Raw genomic sequence first — 14,128 nt, 5'->3', positions numbered from 1 at the left:
TGCTGTGTCCTTTCGGGGGTGCGATCCAGCATCGGATCGACGTTTTCTGCGATGCGAGGTGCGGGAAGAGGGGTGCTTACTGCTTGACGCTTCCCGCGGTGAGACCTGACTGCCAGAACCGCTGCAGCAGCAGGAAGGCGATCACGATCGGGATGATCGTGAGCAGCGAGCCCATGATCACCAGGTTGTAGATCGGCTGGGATCCGGCCCCGATCGCCTGCGAGCTCCACTGGTTCAGGCCCACGGTGAGCGGGTACCAGGCGGGGTCGGAGAGCATGATCAAGGGCAGGAAGTAGTTGTTCCACGTCGCGACGACCGTGAAGAGGGCGACGGTCACGATGCCGGGTGCGAGCAGGCGCATCGAGATCGTGAAGAACGTGCGGAACTCCCCGGCGCCGTCGATGCGAGCGGCTTCCAGCAGTTCGGTGGGCACGGATTCCGAGGCGAACACCCAGATGAGGTAGAGGCCGAACGGGCTGATCAGCGAAGGGATGATGACCGCCCAGGGGGTGTTCGTCAGACCCAGCTCGCTGAAGAGCAGGAAGGTGGGCACCGCGAGCGCCGTGCCGGGCACCGCGACCGCACCGAGCACGATCGCGAAGACGGCGCGTCGGCCGGGGAAGCGGTACTTCGCCAGGCCGTAGCCGGCCATGGTCGCCAGCAGTGTCGCGCCGCCCGCGCCGACCACGACGTAGAGCAGGGTGTTGCCCAGCCAGCGCAGGAAGATGCCGTCGCGGAACGAGAACGTCGCGACCAGGTTGTCGATGAACGCGAAGTCGTCGGCGAACCAGAGGCCGAACGAGCTGAAGAGGCCCGACTGCGTCTTGGTCGAGCTGAACAGCAGCCAGACGAGCGGCACGAGCGTGTACAGCGCGTACACGACCATCACGATCAGCAGCGTCTTCGACGACCGCGGGTTCATCGGGTCGTTGCGCTTGCGTGTGGAGCGGGCGAGGGGGAGTGCCATCTCAGCGCACCTCCGACTTCGAGCCGCGCAGTTGCACGACGTAGGCGATCACGGCCGTGATGATGCCCATGATGATGGCGATCGTCGCGGCGTAGTTGAACTGCTGGCCCGCGAACGAGAGGTTGTACGCGTACATGTTGGGGGTGAAGTACGTCGTGATCACGTTCGGGGCGAGGGGGCGCAGGATGTTGGGCTCGTTGAAGAGCTGGAAGCTGCCGATGATCGAGAAGATCGTGGCGATGACGAGCGCGCCGCGCACGGAGGGGATCTTGATGGAGAAGATCGTGCGCCAGGCGCCGGCGCCGTCGAGCGAGGCCGCCTCGTACATCTCGGTGGGGATCGTCTTGAGCGAGGAGTAGAAGATCAGCATGTTGTAGCCGACGAACTGCCACGTCACGATGTTTCCGATCGACACGAGGATCCACTCGCGGGCGAACGGGGTGATGAGGTCGCTGCCGAGGAAATCGTTGAAGTTCGACGTCAGACCGAACTGGTCGCCGTAGATGTAGCCCCACATGAGCACCGCGACGACGGCGGGAACCGCGTACGGCAGGAAGATCAGGATGCGGAAGAACGAGGCGCCGCGCAGGCGCGCGCTGTCGAGGGCCAGGGCCGCACCGAGGGCGAGGGCGAGCATGATCGGCACCTGCACGACGAGGAAGATCAGCACTCGGCCGAACGCCTCCCAGAACTGGGGGTCGGTGAGGGCGCGCACGTAGTTGTCGACGCCGACGAACGCGTTGCCGCCGATGAGCTTCTCCTGGAAGAAGCTGAGGTACAGGGCGTACGCGAGCGGGGTGAGGAACACCAGCGCGAACACGAGCATGAACGGGCCGACGAAGGCCCATCCCTTCCAGTCGCGCTTCTCGCGGCGGCGAATGCCGGCGGCTCCGGGGGCCGCAATGATTTCAGTCGTCATCGACGAGACCTTCTCCAAGTCCAGGCGCTCACTGCGCCGTGTGTCAACGTCAACATATGCGATGCGCTGCTAGTGTGTCAACGTCAACACATGAATGGATGATCAATCGTGTCCCTGGAATCCTCGACAGAGCAGTCGCCGCGGCGGCGAGACCCCTCGATGGAAGACGTGGCGCGCGAGGCCGGCGTCTCCGGCCAGACCGTCTCCCGGGTGGTGAACGCGCGCGGCTACGTCGGTGCGGCGACCAGGGAGCGCGTCGAGCAGGCGATGCAGCACCTCGGCTATCGGCCGAACAGTGCGGCCAGGGCTCTGCGATCGGGCCGCTTCCGCGCCATCGGCGTGATCATGTTCTCGTTCAGCTCCTACGGCAACCAGCGCACGCTCGACGCCATCGCCGTGCGCGCCTCGCAGATGGGCTACGCGCTCACCCTGATCCCGGTCGAGTCCAGCGCCCGCGAGACGGTGGCGGGCGCGTTCCGCCGTCTCGAGGAACATGCCGTCGACGGCATCATCATCGTGGTCGAGGCCCACCAGCTCGACGAGGCGGAGGTCGAGATCCCCGACGGGTTGCCGATCGTGCTCGTCGACTCGAACCGCGGATCGACGCATCCGTTCGTCGACACCGACCAGGCGCAGGGCGCCCGGCTCGCCACCGAGCATCTGCTCGACCTCGGGCACGAGACCGTCTGGCACGTGTCGGGGCCGACCGAGTCCTACTCCGCCGAACGTCGCCGCGAGGCCTGGCGGTCGACGCTGGAGGCGCAGGGTCGCCGGGTTCCCGAGATGATCCCGGGCGACTGGAGCGCTGCCTCCGGGTACCGGGCCGGTGTCGAGCTGCGCGATCGCGACGACGTCACCGCCGTGTTCGCCGCCAACGACCAGATGGCGATCGGTGTGGTGCGCGCGTTCCGCGAGGCAGGCCGCGACATCCCGAGCGACGTCAGCGTGGTCGGCTTCGACGGACTGCCCGATGCGGCGCAGATCTGGCCGCCGCTCACGACGGTGCAGCAGCACCCCGAGAGGGTCGGCGCGCTTGCGGTCGACGCGCTGCTCGCCGAACTCGACGGGGGAGAGGCCGCGCAGACGCCCCTCGTCGGCACCGAACTCGTCGTCCGCGAGAGCACGGCCCCCCCGCGCCCCGCTCCCTGAGCCCGTCGGAGGGCCCCGCCCCGTGCAACTGGGTCCCTGAGCCTGTCGAAGAGTCCCACCCCACCGGAACTGGGTCCCTGAGCCTGTCGAAGGGCCCCGCGATGCGCGACGGTGGCCTGTGGATAACTCCCGCGGGTGCGCTCAGATTCGGGCTACTTTGTGGCGGTGATGTCGACTCGATACCCCGCTGCCACCCTCGCTCTCGCCGTGGTCGCCGCCGCCCTCAGCGGCTGCGCACCCGCCCCGCAACCCACGCCCACTCCGACGCCGGCGTTCGCCAGCGAGGAAGAGGCGTTCGCCGCGGCGGAGGAGGTGTACCGGGAGTACAACGAGGCGGTGAATGCAGAGCGTCGCGGCGATGACAGCGTCGATCCGCGCGATTTCTTGATCGGACTGGCGCTGGAAGGCGACACGGACGCCCGGCGGATACTGGCAGAGGAGGGACTCACCATCAGTGGAGACGGAGAGGTCGCCGAGTTCGTATTGCTCCAGACCGAGCTCGAGTCCGGTGCGGCGTCGGTCCAAGTGCTGGTGTGCCTGGAAGTGAGCGAGACGACCGTGCTCGATGCGAAGGGCCTTGACGTGACGCCTCCGGATCGCGACCTGCGAGTGCCGCTGCAAGTCACCTTCGACGAATCTGATCACGGATTGATGATCTCGGAATCGACGACCGAAGACGGTCAGTCATGCTGAGCGCCGCATCACTCTTGATCCTGAGCTCGCTCGTATTCGGTGGCCCTGGGATCGTTGCCGCATCCGCGACTTGCGAGTCCAGTCTCGCCTCCGCAGGCCTCTGCGGTTCCACCGACGGCACGTCCGTGACGGTCACCGGCACTCAACCGGGCCCGCAGTACCCCGGCTCGTCGTCGAATCCGGGCTCGGACTCTGGTTACTCGAACCCGGGAACGTCCGCTCCCCGCTACTCGCGCCCGCAGCAGAACTACGACACGGATGACTGCCGCGGTGTCTCCGACCTTCGATGCGTGCGCGGCGCAGAACCCGGTCTGACGCCTGAGGCCCCGGCATCCGCCCCCGCCGCCCCGACGATCTCCATCACCGACCTCGTCACCCTCACCCCGGCGACCGCGACCCCGACCGCCGACCCCTCCAACGTCGGCATCGCCGGACTCCCCACGAACTTCGTCACGACCGCATCCGTGCACACCCGCACCGGCACCCTCTTCGGCGCACCCCTCACCGCCCGCTTCACCCCGGTCGGCTACGACTTCGCCTATGGCGACGGCACCACCGCCCACACCACCACTCCCGGCGCCACTTGGGACGCCCTCGGCCAACCCCAGTTCACCCCCACCGCCACGAGCCACACCTACACCGACCGCGGCACCTACGACACCACCGTCACCATCCACTACACCGCCGAGATCGACCTCGGCACCGGGTGGATCCCCCTCACCGGCACCCTCACCATCCCCGGGCCCACCCAACAGATCCGCATCTACGAAGCCCACACCGCCCTCGTCGCCCACACCTGCACCGAACAACCCACCGCCCCCGGCTGCTGAACACGCACCTGCAGGTGCGATGCACGTGCACAACACGGCGGGCCCTCCGACGAGCTCAGGGCGGCAGGTACCGCGCCTCCCGCCGTCTCATCTGCACGGATCGATCACACGTGCACGACGAAACCACCGGATGCTCCGTGCAGACGTGACATCTCCGTGCAGACGTGACATCTCCGTGCATACGAGCACGCGAGGACGCGAAAGACGCGCCAGACGTCAGTCGCGGGTGGGCTTAGCGCCAGATCGCGGCGATGGCGGCGTTCGCGGCGGTGAGGATTCCGACGAGCCAGAACATCACCGGGGGCATGGATGCTCCGCGCTTCTGCCGCGCGGTGCCGATGCCGAGCAGTGCGCCGATGACGAGCAGCAGCACGAGCTTCACGCCGATCTTGACGTAGTTCAGTTCGTACGAGATGCCCCACGGGGCGGCGAGAGCGAGACCGGCGACCGCGGCGATCGCCATGCCGATGCTCATCAGCCGCGTGAAGACGCGCTTACCGCCGAAGGCCTGCGCCGCCCACGCTCCGAAGAGCACGGCGAAGCCGATCAGGTGGACGAAGAGAACGATGTGGCGCAGGGTCTCCATGACCCTCACCGTACGAGTCTGCGCCTTCCCTCCGCTACGAAGGAAAGGCTGGCCTCAGCGCGCTCTCAGCCCCGCAGCTCCTTGATGACGAGGGCGGTGCGCAGCGCGGCATCCGCTGCTTCGGCGCCCTTGTCCTCTTTCGATCCCTCGAGACCCGCACGGTCGAGACCCTGCTGCTCGTCGTCGAGGGTGAGCACGCCGAAGCCGACGGGCTTGCCGGTGTCGAGCGAGACGCGGGTGAGGCCATCGGTCGTCGCTGCCGACACGTACTCGAAGTGCGGGGTGCCGCCGCGGATGATCACGCCGAGCGCGACCACCGCATCCGCACCACCGGCGAAGGCGGCCTGTGCGGCGACGGCGAGTTCGAACGATCCCGGCACGCGCACGAGGCGGTGCGTGGCCCGCGCCTCGTTCAGCACGCGCTCGGCCCCGGCGATGAGGCCGTTCGTGATCGTGTCGTGCCACGTGCCGGCGATGATGACGACGTCGAGTCCGCGTCCGTCGATGTTCCCGGTCGTGGGTGCTCCTGCGCCGCTCATGCGTCGTCCTTCCGTCCTGCGAGGGCGGCCTTGAGCTCGTCCTCACCGATGATGTGACCCATGCGGTCACGCTTGGTCTCGAGATACTGGTGGTTGTTGGGTCCGACGCCGACGATGAGCGGCACCTGCTCGACCACGTCGAGGCCGAGCTCGCGCAGCTGATTCACCTTGTCGATGTTGTTCGTCAGCAGGCGCACCTTCGACACGCCGAGATCGGCGAGGATGCCGGCGGCCGCCGCGTATTCGCGGGCATCGGCCGGCAGCCCGAGAGCGAGGTTCGCGTCGACGGTGTCGAGCCCCTCCTCCTGCAGGCTGTATGCCCGGAGCTTGTTGATGAGCCCGATGCCGCGTCCCTCGTGACCGCGCATGTAGATGACGATGCCGCCGTCCTGCTCGATCGCGTCGAGCGCGGCGTCGAGCTGGGGGCCGCACTCGCACTTGAGCGAACCGAAGGCTTCGCCGGTCAGGCACTCGGAGTGCACGCGCACGAGCGAGGTCTCCTGCGGTTCGCCCGAGACGACGGCGATGTGGTCGGTGCCGGTGACGCGGTCCTTGTAGGCGAGGAACCGGAAGGTTCCGTGCGTGGTCGGCACGGTCGCATCGGCGCGCAGGCTCACGCGGCGGTTGCGCACCGGGCCGTTGTCGCCCTGCGGGTCGATCTCGTTGAGGTGGTCGATCAGCTGCTCGATCGTGATGACGGGCACACCGTCGCGGGCGCCGAGCTCGAGGAGCCCCGGCATCCGCATCATGCTGCCGTCCTCGGCGACGACCTCGGCGATCGCCCCCACCGGCTGCAGTCCCGCGAGGCGCATGAGATCGACGGCGGCCTCGGTGTGGCCGCTGCGCTCGCGCACCCCGCCGTCGACCGCGCGCAGCGGCAGCACGTGGCCCGGGCGGATGATGCTCGTGGCGGTCGATTCGGGGTTCGCGAGCACGTTGAGCGTGTGCGCGCGGTCATGCGCGCTGATACCGGTCGTGACGCCCTCGGCGGCATCGACGCTCACCGTGTACGCGGTGGCGCGCGCGTCTTCGCTCGCGGCGACCATCGGCTGCAGGTTGAGGTCGTCGGCGCGGTCGGCGGGCATCGGCGCGCAGATGAATCCGGACGACCAGCGCACGGTCCACGCGACCCACTCGGGGGTGGCGAGCTCTGCCGAGAGGATGACGTCGCCCTCGTTCTCACGGTTCTCGTCGTCGGCGACGAGAACGGGGCGCCCGGCGCGCAGGGCGTCGAGGGCGTCGGCGATCGTGGAAAGGCTCATCGCGAGCCTCCTTCCGGTGCGGTCCGGAACGCGAGCAGGCGCTCGACGTGCCGGGCGAGGATGTCGGTCTCGAGGTTGACGCGGTCGCCGACGGCGCGGGTGCCGAGGGTCGTCGCGGCGAGCGTCTCGGGGATCAGGGAGATCTCGAACCACTGCTGCTCGTCGGGTCCTGAGCCTGACGAAGGAGGGTCGCTGACCGCGCTGACGGTGAGCGAGGTGCCGTCGACCGAGATCGATCCCTTGTCGACGACGAGCGGGGCGAGGTCGGCGGGAAGGCCGATGCGCAGCACACTCCACTGGGCTCCGGGCCGAACCTCGAGAACCGTGCCGACGCCGTCGACGTGGCCCTGCACGATGTGCCCGCCCAGGCGCGCGCCGACGGGCATCGCCTTCTCGATGTTGACGCGGGTGCCGACGGCGGCATCGCCGAGCGCCGCGACGTCGAGGGTCTGCTTCATGACGTCGGCGTCGAAGGAATCCGCATCCGAGGCGACCACGGTCAGGCACACGCCCGAGACGGCGATCGACTCGCCGTGCACGGCGTCGGCGGCGGCCTTCGGAGCGCGCACGGTCAGACGCCAGCCGTCGCCCGACGGCGAGATGGCGGTGATCTCGCCGATCTCCTCGATGATCCCGGTGAACATCAGACGGCTCCTTCGGTCGACGCGGTGGGGAGAGAAGCGGGATGGGCGATCGCGAGCAGATCGGCGCCGAGGGGCAGCCACTCGTCGATCGTCAGGCGGTGCGCCTCGCCGATGGACGAGACGCCGATGTCGGTGAGGGCGAGGCGGCTTCCGCCCAGCAGCACGGGGGCGATGTAGGCGAGCACGCGATCGGCCAACCCCGCCGCCACGAACGCGCTCGCGAGGGTCGGCCCGCCCTCGACGAAGACGCTCTGGATGCCGCGGCCGTGCAGGTCGGCGAGCACCGCGTGCAGGTCGTGTCCGTCGAAGAAGAGGGGAGTGTGCGGATGCCGGCGCACCGCCGCATCCGCCGGAGTGGGGCGCGAGCCGATGACCACCGGGACGGGCTGGTCGGGGAGGAGCGCGTCTCCGTCGCGAGCGGTGAGCGAGGGGTCGTCGGCCAGCACGGTGCCGGTGCCGACGACGATGGCATCGGATGCCGCGCGGCGGCGGTGCACATCGGCACGGGCAGCGGGACCGGTGATCCACTGGCTCGATCCGTCGTCGGCCGCGGCGCGTCCGTCGAGGCTCTGCGCCCACTTCACGGTGACGTGGGGGCGGCCGAGGCGCTGCGCGGTGAGCCATCCGTCGATCACGGCGTGCGCGGCATCCGCCTGCTCGCCGGCCTCGACGCTGACGCCCGCGGCCCGCAGCCGCTCGGCGCCTCCGCCCGACACGGCGCCGGGATCGTCGAGCGCGTAGACGACGCGGCTCACTCCGGCCTCGATCAGGGCGAGCGCGCAGGGACCGGTGCGTCCGGTGTGGTTGCAGGGTTCGAGGGTCACGACCGCGGTCGCGCCGCGGGCTGCGCCGGGGGCGAGCTTCGACAGCGCGTCGACCTCGGCGTGCGGGGTGCCGGCGCCGTGGTGCCATCCCTCGGCGAGGATCGTGCCGTCGGGGGAGAGGATGACCGCGCCGACCTGCGGGTTCACGCCGCGGGGGCCGAGCGCCGCGAGCGCGAGAGCACGGCTCATCGCCTCGCGCTCTGTCTCGTTCACTGCCATCCGTCGTCCTTCTCTGAAGGCTCCGGGGGAGGCGGACGGCGCGCACGGCGGCGCATCGTGCTGCCTCCCTTCCGGACTAGCGGGATCTCTCCCGCATCACCGTCGGTCCCGGATTTCCACCGGATCGGCACCTCGGTCGAAACCGAGACGCTCGCGGACTGTCACCGCCGGTTCGGATTCCCACCGACCCCGGAGCACGTTGATGTTCTGAGTGTACTCAACGCGCCCGCGCGGAATTCATTCCCCGTCATCCGGCGACGTCTCGGCTCATTTCAGCAGGCGCGACAGGCGTCGGTCGGCGAGCACCTTTCCGCCCGTCTGGCAGGTCGGGCAGTACTCGAGAGAGCGGTCGGCGAAGAAGACGCTGCGCACGGTGTCGCCGCAGACCGGGCAGGTCTCGCCGCGGCGGGCGTGCACCTGCATCCCCCGGCGCTTCGCGTCTTTCAGCTCGGCCGGGGGCTTGCCGGATGCCTCGGCGAGCGCCTCGCGCAGCGTCGCCTGCATCGCCGCGAACAGCGAGTCGATCGCCGCGTCGTCGAGCGTCGCGGCGATCGCGTACGGCGACATGCGCGCGGCGTGCAGGATCTCGTCGGAGTACGCGTTGCCGATGCCGGCGATCACCGCCTGATCGCGCAGCAGGCCCTTGATCTGCGTGCGCTTGCCGTCCAGGAGACCGGCGAACACCTCGCGGGTGAAGGCGTCGTCGAGGGGGTCCGGGCCGAGACGGGCGATGCCCGGCACCTCCGCCGGGTCGCGCACGACGTAGACCGCGAGGGACTTCTTCGTGCCCGCCTCGGTGAGGTCGAACCCGCTGCCGTCGTCGAGCGCGACGCGCAGGGCGATCGGCGTCTTGCCGGGCTTGATGATCGTCGTGGGCAGGGTATCGTACCATCGCAGCCAGCCCGCCTTCGCGAGGTGGAAGACGAGGTGAAGATCGTCTCCGCACGAGAGCACGATGAACTTGCCCCGCCGCGAGGCGCCGCTGATCACGGCGCCGTGCAGCGCGGTGTTGGGCGGGTCGTAGGTCTTCAGCGCGGCGATCGCCGCCACGCTCGTGCGCGTGATCGTGCGACCCACGACGCGCTCGCCCAGGAAGTCGACGAGCCCCTGCACCTCCGGCATCTCGGGCATGCGAACATCCTGCCACCGGCATCCGACATCGTCACCCCCGGCTCCGGGCGCGAGGGGCGGCTCAGAGCACGGGCCAGGCCACCGGGGCGCGGTCGTCGGTGGGGAGGAGCCCCGCGACCCAGCCGTCGTCGCGGCCGCGCGGTCCGGTGAGCAGTTGCCGCTGAAGACCCTCGTAGCGGAAGCCGAGCGCGCGGGCGGCGCGAGCCGAGGGGACGTTCCCGACCACGGCGCGCCAGGTGAGGCGTGCGAGACCCAGCTCGTCGAAGCCCCAGTCGATGACGGAGCGGGCCGCCTCGACGAGATACCCCCGACCACGGGCGGATGCCGCGACCCAGTAGCCGAGTTCGGCGTGCCCGCCCGCGTCGTGCGGGGTGATGTGGTGCAGCCCGATCGAGCCCACGAGCTCCTCACCCGCGTGCACGCTCCACACCGCCTGCGACCCGTCGGCCCACCACTCGCCGGTCAGACGCACGTAATCGGCGGCGTCGTCGCGCGAGTAGGGCGAGGGCACGGTGGTCCAGCGGGGGATCTCCGGGTCCTGGCACGCGGCCGTGATCGCGTCGATGTCGGCGTCGGTCGGCGCCGCCAGCACGAGGCGCTCGGTCTCCAGTCGCACAGCTTCCATCGGACTACGGTATCGCCGTGGCGGGCGGCAGAGGGCGGATGCCGGAGCCGATGTCGGAGGCGGCGGCTAGTCTTGTCCGGTGACTGTTCCAGGGATTCTGCGCGCCTTGGAAGAGGCGTCTCTGTACCGTGAAGCGCTCGGCTGGGCTCAGATCGATGCCGACCTCGGCCTCGTCGACGGGCTCGATGCTCCGGCCCTCGCGGGACTCCTCGCCAAGCGCGCCGCCGCGGGGCATCCGCAGGCGTTGCTCGCCGTCGTGCCCACGGGCCGCCGCGCCGAGAGCCTGGCGCAGGCGCTCGGCTCCTACATCCCCGACGCCGAGGTGCTCACGTTCCCGGCTTGGGAGACCCTGCCGCACGAGCGCCTCAGCCCGAGCCCCGACACGGTGGGTCTCCGACTGCAGACGCTGCGCCGCATCCGCGAGTGGGCGGGCGATCATCCGCTCGTCGTCGTCGCCTCGGTGCGTGCGGCCCTGCAGCCGATCGCCGGCAACCTCGGCGAGATCGAGCCGCTCGAGCTCGCGGTCGGCAGCCGCGGCCTCGAACTCGACACCGTGGCCGCCCGTCTCGTCGAGCGCGCCTACTCGCGCGTCGACATGGTCTCGCGTCGCGGTGAGTTCGCGGTGCGCGGCGGCATCCTCGACGTGTTCCCGGCGATCTCCGAGCACCCGTTCCGCGTCGAGTTCTTCGGCGACGAGATCGATCAGATCCGCGCGTTCTCGGTCGCCGACCAGCGCTCCCTCCCCGGCGACGTCGGCTCCGTGGACCTGCCGCCCAGCCGCGAGCTGCTGCTCACCGACGACGTGCGCGATCGCGCGCGTGCGCTGATCGGCGGCTTCCCGGCGATCGCGGGCATGCTCGAGAAGATGGCCGAGGGCATCCCGGTCGAGGGCATGGAGTCGCTCCTGCCCGCGGTCGCCGGTCCCCTCTCGTCGCTCGCCGAGTACCTTCCCGCGGGGGCGGCGACCGCCGTGGTCGACCCCGAGCGTTCGAGCGCGCGGGCCATCACTCTCGGCGACACCAATCGCGAGTTCCTCGATGCGGCCTGGAGCGCCGCGACCTCGGGTGCCTCCGCCCCCATCGATCTCGGCGCGGGCGACTTCCTCACGATCGCCCAGCTGCGCGAGGTCGTCCGCGACCGCGGCGGTGTGTGGTGGCGGCTCAGCCCCTTCGGTGCGGGTCTCGGTGAAGACGAGGCCGAGGCGGCGAACCTCGACGCCACCGTGATCCCGTCGTTCCACGGAAACGTCGACGGGGCGATCTCCTTCGTCGCCGAGCGCATCTCCGAGGGCTGGCGCGTCGTGGTCATCGCCACCGGTTCGGGTCTCGTCGATCGCGCCCGCGACGTGCTCGCCGATCGCGGCATCGCCGCTCGCATCCTTCCCGAGCTGAACGATGCGCCCGAGCCCGGCGTCGCGACGCTGCTCACCGGCTCGGTCGAGGCCGGATTCCAGGTGCCGGAGGCGAAGCTCGCCGTCCTCACCGACAACGAGTTCTACGGTCGCACGATCGGCGGAGACCAGCGCGTCGTCAAGAAGCTCGCCTCCCGCCGCAAGAACGTCGTCGACCCGCTGCAGCTCAAGCCGGGCGACTTCGTGGTGCACAACACCCACGGCATCGGACGCTTCGTCGAGATGACCCAGCGCGAGGTCTCGACCGGTGGACGCAACGCCACGAAGTCGGTGCGCGACTACCTCGTGCTCGAGTACGCGCCCTCGAAGCGCGGCTACCCGGGCGACAAGCTCTACGTGCCCACCGACCAGCTCGACCTGCTCTCGAAGTACGTGGGCGGTGAGGGCCCGACCCTATCGAAGATGGGCGGCAGCGACTGGTCGCAGGCCAAGGGCAAGGCCCGCAAGGCCGTGCGCGACATCGCCGTCGAGCTCGTCAAGCTCTATTCGGCGCGCATGAGCGCCAAGGGCTACGCCTTCGGGCCCGACACCCCCTGGCAGCGCGAGCTGGAGGAGGCGTTCCCCTTCGCCGAGACGGCCGACCAGCTGCAGACGATCGACGAGATCAAGGCCGACATGGAGCGGCCGATCCCGATGGACCGCCTGCTCTCGGGCGATGTGGGCTTCGGCAAGACCGAGGTGGCCGTGCGCGCGGCGTTCAAGGCCATCCAAGACGGCAAGCAGGTCGCGATGCTCGTGCCGACGACGCTGCTGGTGAAGCAGCACCTCGAGACGTTCACCGAGCGCTTCGCCGGATTCCCGGTGAAGGTGCGCCCGCTCTCGCGATTCCAGACCGACAAGGAGGCCCGCCTCACGCTGCAGGGTCTGCTCGACGGCACGGTCGACATGGTCATCGGCACGCACCGCATCCTCACCGACCAGGTGATGTTCAAGGACCTTGGCCTGATGATCATCGACGAGGAGCAGCGGTTCGGCGTCGAGCACAAGGACGCTCTCAAGAAGATGAAGACGAACGTCGACATCCTCGCTATGAGCGCCACCCCGATCCCGCGCACGCTCGAGATGGCGGTCACCGGCATCCGCGAGATGTCGACGCTGGCCACCCCGCCGGAGGACCGGCATCCGATCCTGTCGTTCGTCGGTCCGCGCAGCGACAAGCAGATGGCCGCCGCGATCCGCAGAGAGATCCTGCGCGAGGGTCAGGTGTTCTTCGTGCACAACCGGGTGCAGTCCATCCAGCGCGTCGCCGCCCAGCTCGCCGAGCTCGTGCCCGAGGCGCGCATCGCGGTCGCCCACGGGCAGATGGGCGAGCACGCGCTCGAGCAGGTCGTCGACGACTTCTGGGAGCGCAAGTTCGACGTGCTCGTCTCGACGACGATCATCGAGACCGGGCTCGACATCTCGAACGCGAACACGATCATCATCGATCGCGCCGACCGCTACGGCCTCAGCCAGCTGCACCAGCTCCGCGGACGCGTGGGCCGCGGTCGCGAGCGCGCCTACGCGTATTTCTTGTACGACGAGATGAAGCCGCTCAGCGAGACGGCGGCCGACCGACTGCAGACGATCGCCGTGAACAACGACCTCGGCTCGGGCATGCAGGTCGCCCTGAAGGACCTCGAGCTGCGCGGCGCGGGCAACCTGCTCGGAGGCGAGCAGGCCGGTCACATCGCGGGCGTCGGCTTCGACCTGTATCTGCGCATGATCGGTGAGGCGGTGTCGACGTTCCGCGGCGAGGAGGTCGAGTCCGGTCAGGAGCTGCGTCTCGAGTTGCCGCTCGACGCGCGCATCCCCGAGTACTACATCGACAGCGAACGCCTGCGGCTCGAGGCCTACCAGAAGCTGTCGGCGGCCTCGATCGCGACGGCGAAGGACGACGCGATCGACCTCGTCATCGACGAGCTCACCGACCGCTACGGCACGCCCCCGGCCGAGGTCGAGGGGCTCATCGCGATCGCCCGTCTGCGCCGCCGGGCCGCACGCGCGGGCCTCGCCGACGTCGTCGTGATGGGCTCGAACCTGCGCATCGCACCGGCTCGCCTCGAGGATTCGATCAAGGTGCGCTTGCAGCGGCTCTACCCGAAGGCGAAGCTCGTCTCCGGCGGCGAGGCGCTGGTCGTGCCGATGCCCACGGTGCCGGCCGCGGTCGGCGTCGGGCTCGAACCCCTCCCGGATGCCGAGCTGCTCGAGTGGGTGGGGCAGTTGTTCACCGCCATCTTCCCGGAGCCCGTGAAGGCCGAGAGCGCATAGCCCGCAAGACCGCGTAGCCCACTAGACCAGCCACGACCGCGCGTCAACGGGGTGTGGAACCGGCGCAGGGCGGCGGATG

General features: G+C 69.5%; 13 protein-coding genes and 1 riboswitch. Of the genes, 4 read left to right on the top strand and 9 right to left on the bottom strand.

Going from position 1 to position 14,128, the window contains the following annotated elements; all coding sequences use genetic code 11:
• Nucleotides 1-76: 76 nt before the first annotated feature.
• Together WFJ97_RS05560 and WFJ97_RS05555 are read right to left on the bottom strand one after the other, a co-directional pair.
• The gene (locus WFJ97_RS05560) at nt 77-922 is read right to left on the bottom strand and encodes a carbohydrate ABC transporter permease (protein ID WP_247624713.1); all 846 of its coding nucleotides are present in this window, start codon (nt 920-922) and stop codon (nt 77-79) included.
• A 46-nt stretch (nt 923-968) separates the two neighbouring features.
• On the bottom strand, nt 969-1,886 hold the full coding sequence (locus WFJ97_RS05555) for a carbohydrate ABC transporter permease (protein ID WP_247623054.1): 918 nt from the start codon (nt 1,884-1,886) through the stop codon (nt 969-971).
• 159 nt (nt 1,887-2,045) lie between these two features.
• On the opposite strand from WFJ97_RS05555, the gene WFJ97_RS05550 reads away from it, so the two are divergent.
• The 3 genes from WFJ97_RS05550 to WFJ97_RS05540 all read left to right on the top strand — a co-directional run bounded on the left by WFJ97_RS05550 (nt 2,046) and on the right by WFJ97_RS05540 (nt 4,558).
• Complete coding sequence (locus WFJ97_RS05550; protein ID WP_404596783.1) at nt 2,046-3,035, top strand: LacI family DNA-binding transcriptional regulator; 990 nt, start codon at nt 2,046-2,048, stop codon at nt 3,033-3,035.
• Between the two features lie 207 nt (nt 3,036-3,242).
• Complete coding sequence (locus WFJ97_RS05545; RefSeq protein WP_336640749.1) at nt 3,243-3,728, top strand: hypothetical protein; 486 nt, start codon at nt 3,243-3,245, stop codon at nt 3,726-3,728.
• A 290-nt stretch (nt 3,729-4,018) separates the two neighbouring features.
• A complete protein-coding gene (locus WFJ97_RS05540) occupies nt 4,019-4,558 on the top strand; it encodes a hypothetical protein (RefSeq protein WP_336640748.1) in 540 nt (179 codons plus the stop codon).
• 232 nt (nt 4,559-4,790) lie between these two features.
• Here the strand turns inward: WFJ97_RS05540 and WFJ97_RS05535 are convergent, their stop codons facing one another.
• From WFJ97_RS05535 to WFJ97_RS05505, 7 genes are all read right to left on the bottom strand, one after another.
• Nucleotides 4,791-5,144: a Fe-S protein gene (locus WFJ97_RS05535; RefSeq protein ID WP_336640747.1), complete on the bottom strand. Its 354-nt coding sequence runs from the start codon at nt 5,142-5,144 to the stop codon at nt 4,791-4,793.
• A 65-nt stretch (nt 5,145-5,209) separates the two neighbouring features.
• The gene (gene ribH, locus WFJ97_RS05530) at nt 5,210-5,683 is read right to left on the bottom strand and encodes a 6,7-dimethyl-8-ribityllumazine synthase (protein WP_247623052.1); all 474 of its coding nucleotides are present in this window, start codon (nt 5,681-5,683) and stop codon (nt 5,210-5,212) included.
• Nucleotides 5,680-6,945, bottom strand: coding sequence for a GTP cyclohydrolase II (ribA, locus tag WFJ97_RS05525; RefSeq protein WP_247623051.1), 1,266 nt, complete (start codon nt 6,943-6,945; stop codon nt 5,680-5,682). Before ribA ends, ribH begins: the two co-directional genes overlap by 4 nt.
• A complete protein-coding gene (locus WFJ97_RS05520; RefSeq protein ID WP_247623050.1) occupies nt 6,942-7,589 on the bottom strand; it encodes a riboflavin synthase in 648 nt (215 codons plus the stop codon). Before WFJ97_RS05520 ends, ribA begins: the two co-directional genes overlap by 4 nt.
• A complete protein-coding gene (gene ribD, locus WFJ97_RS05515; RefSeq protein ID WP_247632648.1) occupies nt 7,589-8,632 on the bottom strand; it encodes a bifunctional diaminohydroxyphosphoribosylaminopyrimidine deaminase/5-amino-6-(5-phosphoribosylamino)uracil reductase RibD in 1,044 nt (347 codons plus the stop codon). The genes WFJ97_RS05520 and ribD overlap by 1 nt, the downstream gene beginning before the upstream one ends.
• Nucleotides 8,633-8,686: 54 nt before the next feature.
• Nucleotides 8,687-8,833: riboswitch (FMN riboswitch) on the bottom strand.
• A gap of 66 nt (nt 8,834-8,899) precedes the next feature.
• Complete coding sequence (locus WFJ97_RS05510; protein WP_336640746.1) at nt 8,900-9,763, bottom strand: Fpg/Nei family DNA glycosylase; 864 nt, start codon at nt 9,761-9,763, stop codon at nt 8,900-8,902.
• A gap of 61 nt (nt 9,764-9,824) precedes the next feature.
• Nucleotides 9,825-10,388, bottom strand: coding sequence for a GNAT family N-acetyltransferase (locus WFJ97_RS05505; RefSeq protein ID WP_336640745.1), 564 nt, complete (start codon nt 10,386-10,388; stop codon nt 9,825-9,827).
• A 79-nt stretch (nt 10,389-10,467) separates the two neighbouring features.
• Here WFJ97_RS05505 and mfd point away from each other — a divergent pair, with 79 nt between their 5' ends.
• Nucleotides 10,468-14,049, top strand: a complete 3,582-nt coding sequence (gene mfd, locus WFJ97_RS05500; protein ID WP_336640744.1) for a transcription-repair coupling factor — start codon at nt 10,468-10,470, stop codon at nt 14,047-14,049.
• Nucleotides 14,050-14,128 lie beyond the last annotated feature (79 nt).

Origin of the sequence: Microbacterium sp. USHLN272 (genome assembly GCF_037149655.1) — a bacterium.
Classification (GTDB): domain Bacteria; phylum Actinomycetota; class Actinomycetes; order Actinomycetales; family Microbacteriaceae; genus Microbacterium; species Microbacterium galbinum.
Note: the sequence above shows the minus strand (reverse complement) of the source record. Positions and strands in the feature narration are given on the sequence as shown.

Excerpts from the sequence above, each read along its gene's own strand:
- WFJ97_RS05560 (WP_247624713.1), bottom strand. The coding sequence starts at position 922 with ATGAACCCGCGGTCGTCGAAGACGCTGCTGATCGTGATGGTCGTGTAC.
- WFJ97_RS05555 (WP_247623054.1), bottom strand. The coding sequence starts at position 1,886 with ATGACGACTGAAATCATTGCGGCCCCCGGAGCCGCCGGCATTCGCCGC.
- WFJ97_RS05535 (WP_336640747.1), bottom strand. The coding sequence starts at position 5,144 with ATGGAGACCCTGCGCCACATCGTTCTCTTCGTCCACCTGATCGGCTTC.
- WFJ97_RS05520 (WP_247623050.1), bottom strand. The coding sequence starts at position 7,589 with ATGTTCACCGGGATCATCGAGGAGATCGGCGAGATCACCGCCATCTCG.
- WFJ97_RS05550 (WP_404596783.1), top strand. The coding sequence starts at position 2,046 with ATGGAAGACGTGGCGCGCGAGGCCGGCGTCTCCGGCCAGACCGTCTCC.
- ribH (WP_247623052.1), bottom strand. The coding sequence starts at position 5,683 with ATGAGCGGCGCAGGAGCACCCACGACCGGGAACATCGACGGACGCGGA.
- WFJ97_RS05510 (WP_336640746.1), bottom strand. The coding sequence starts at position 9,763 with ATGCCCGAGATGCCGGAGGTGCAGGGGCTCGTCGACTTCCTGGGCGAG.
- WFJ97_RS05505 (WP_336640745.1), bottom strand. The coding sequence starts at position 10,388 with ATGGAAGCTGTGCGACTGGAGACCGAGCGCCTCGTGCTGGCGGCGCCG.
- ribD (WP_247632648.1), bottom strand. The coding sequence starts at position 8,632 with ATGGCAGTGAACGAGACAGAGCGCGAGGCGATGAGCCGTGCTCTCGCG.
- ribA (WP_247623051.1), bottom strand. The coding sequence starts at position 6,945 with ATGAGCCTTTCCACGATCGCCGACGCCCTCGACGCCCTGCGCGCCGGG.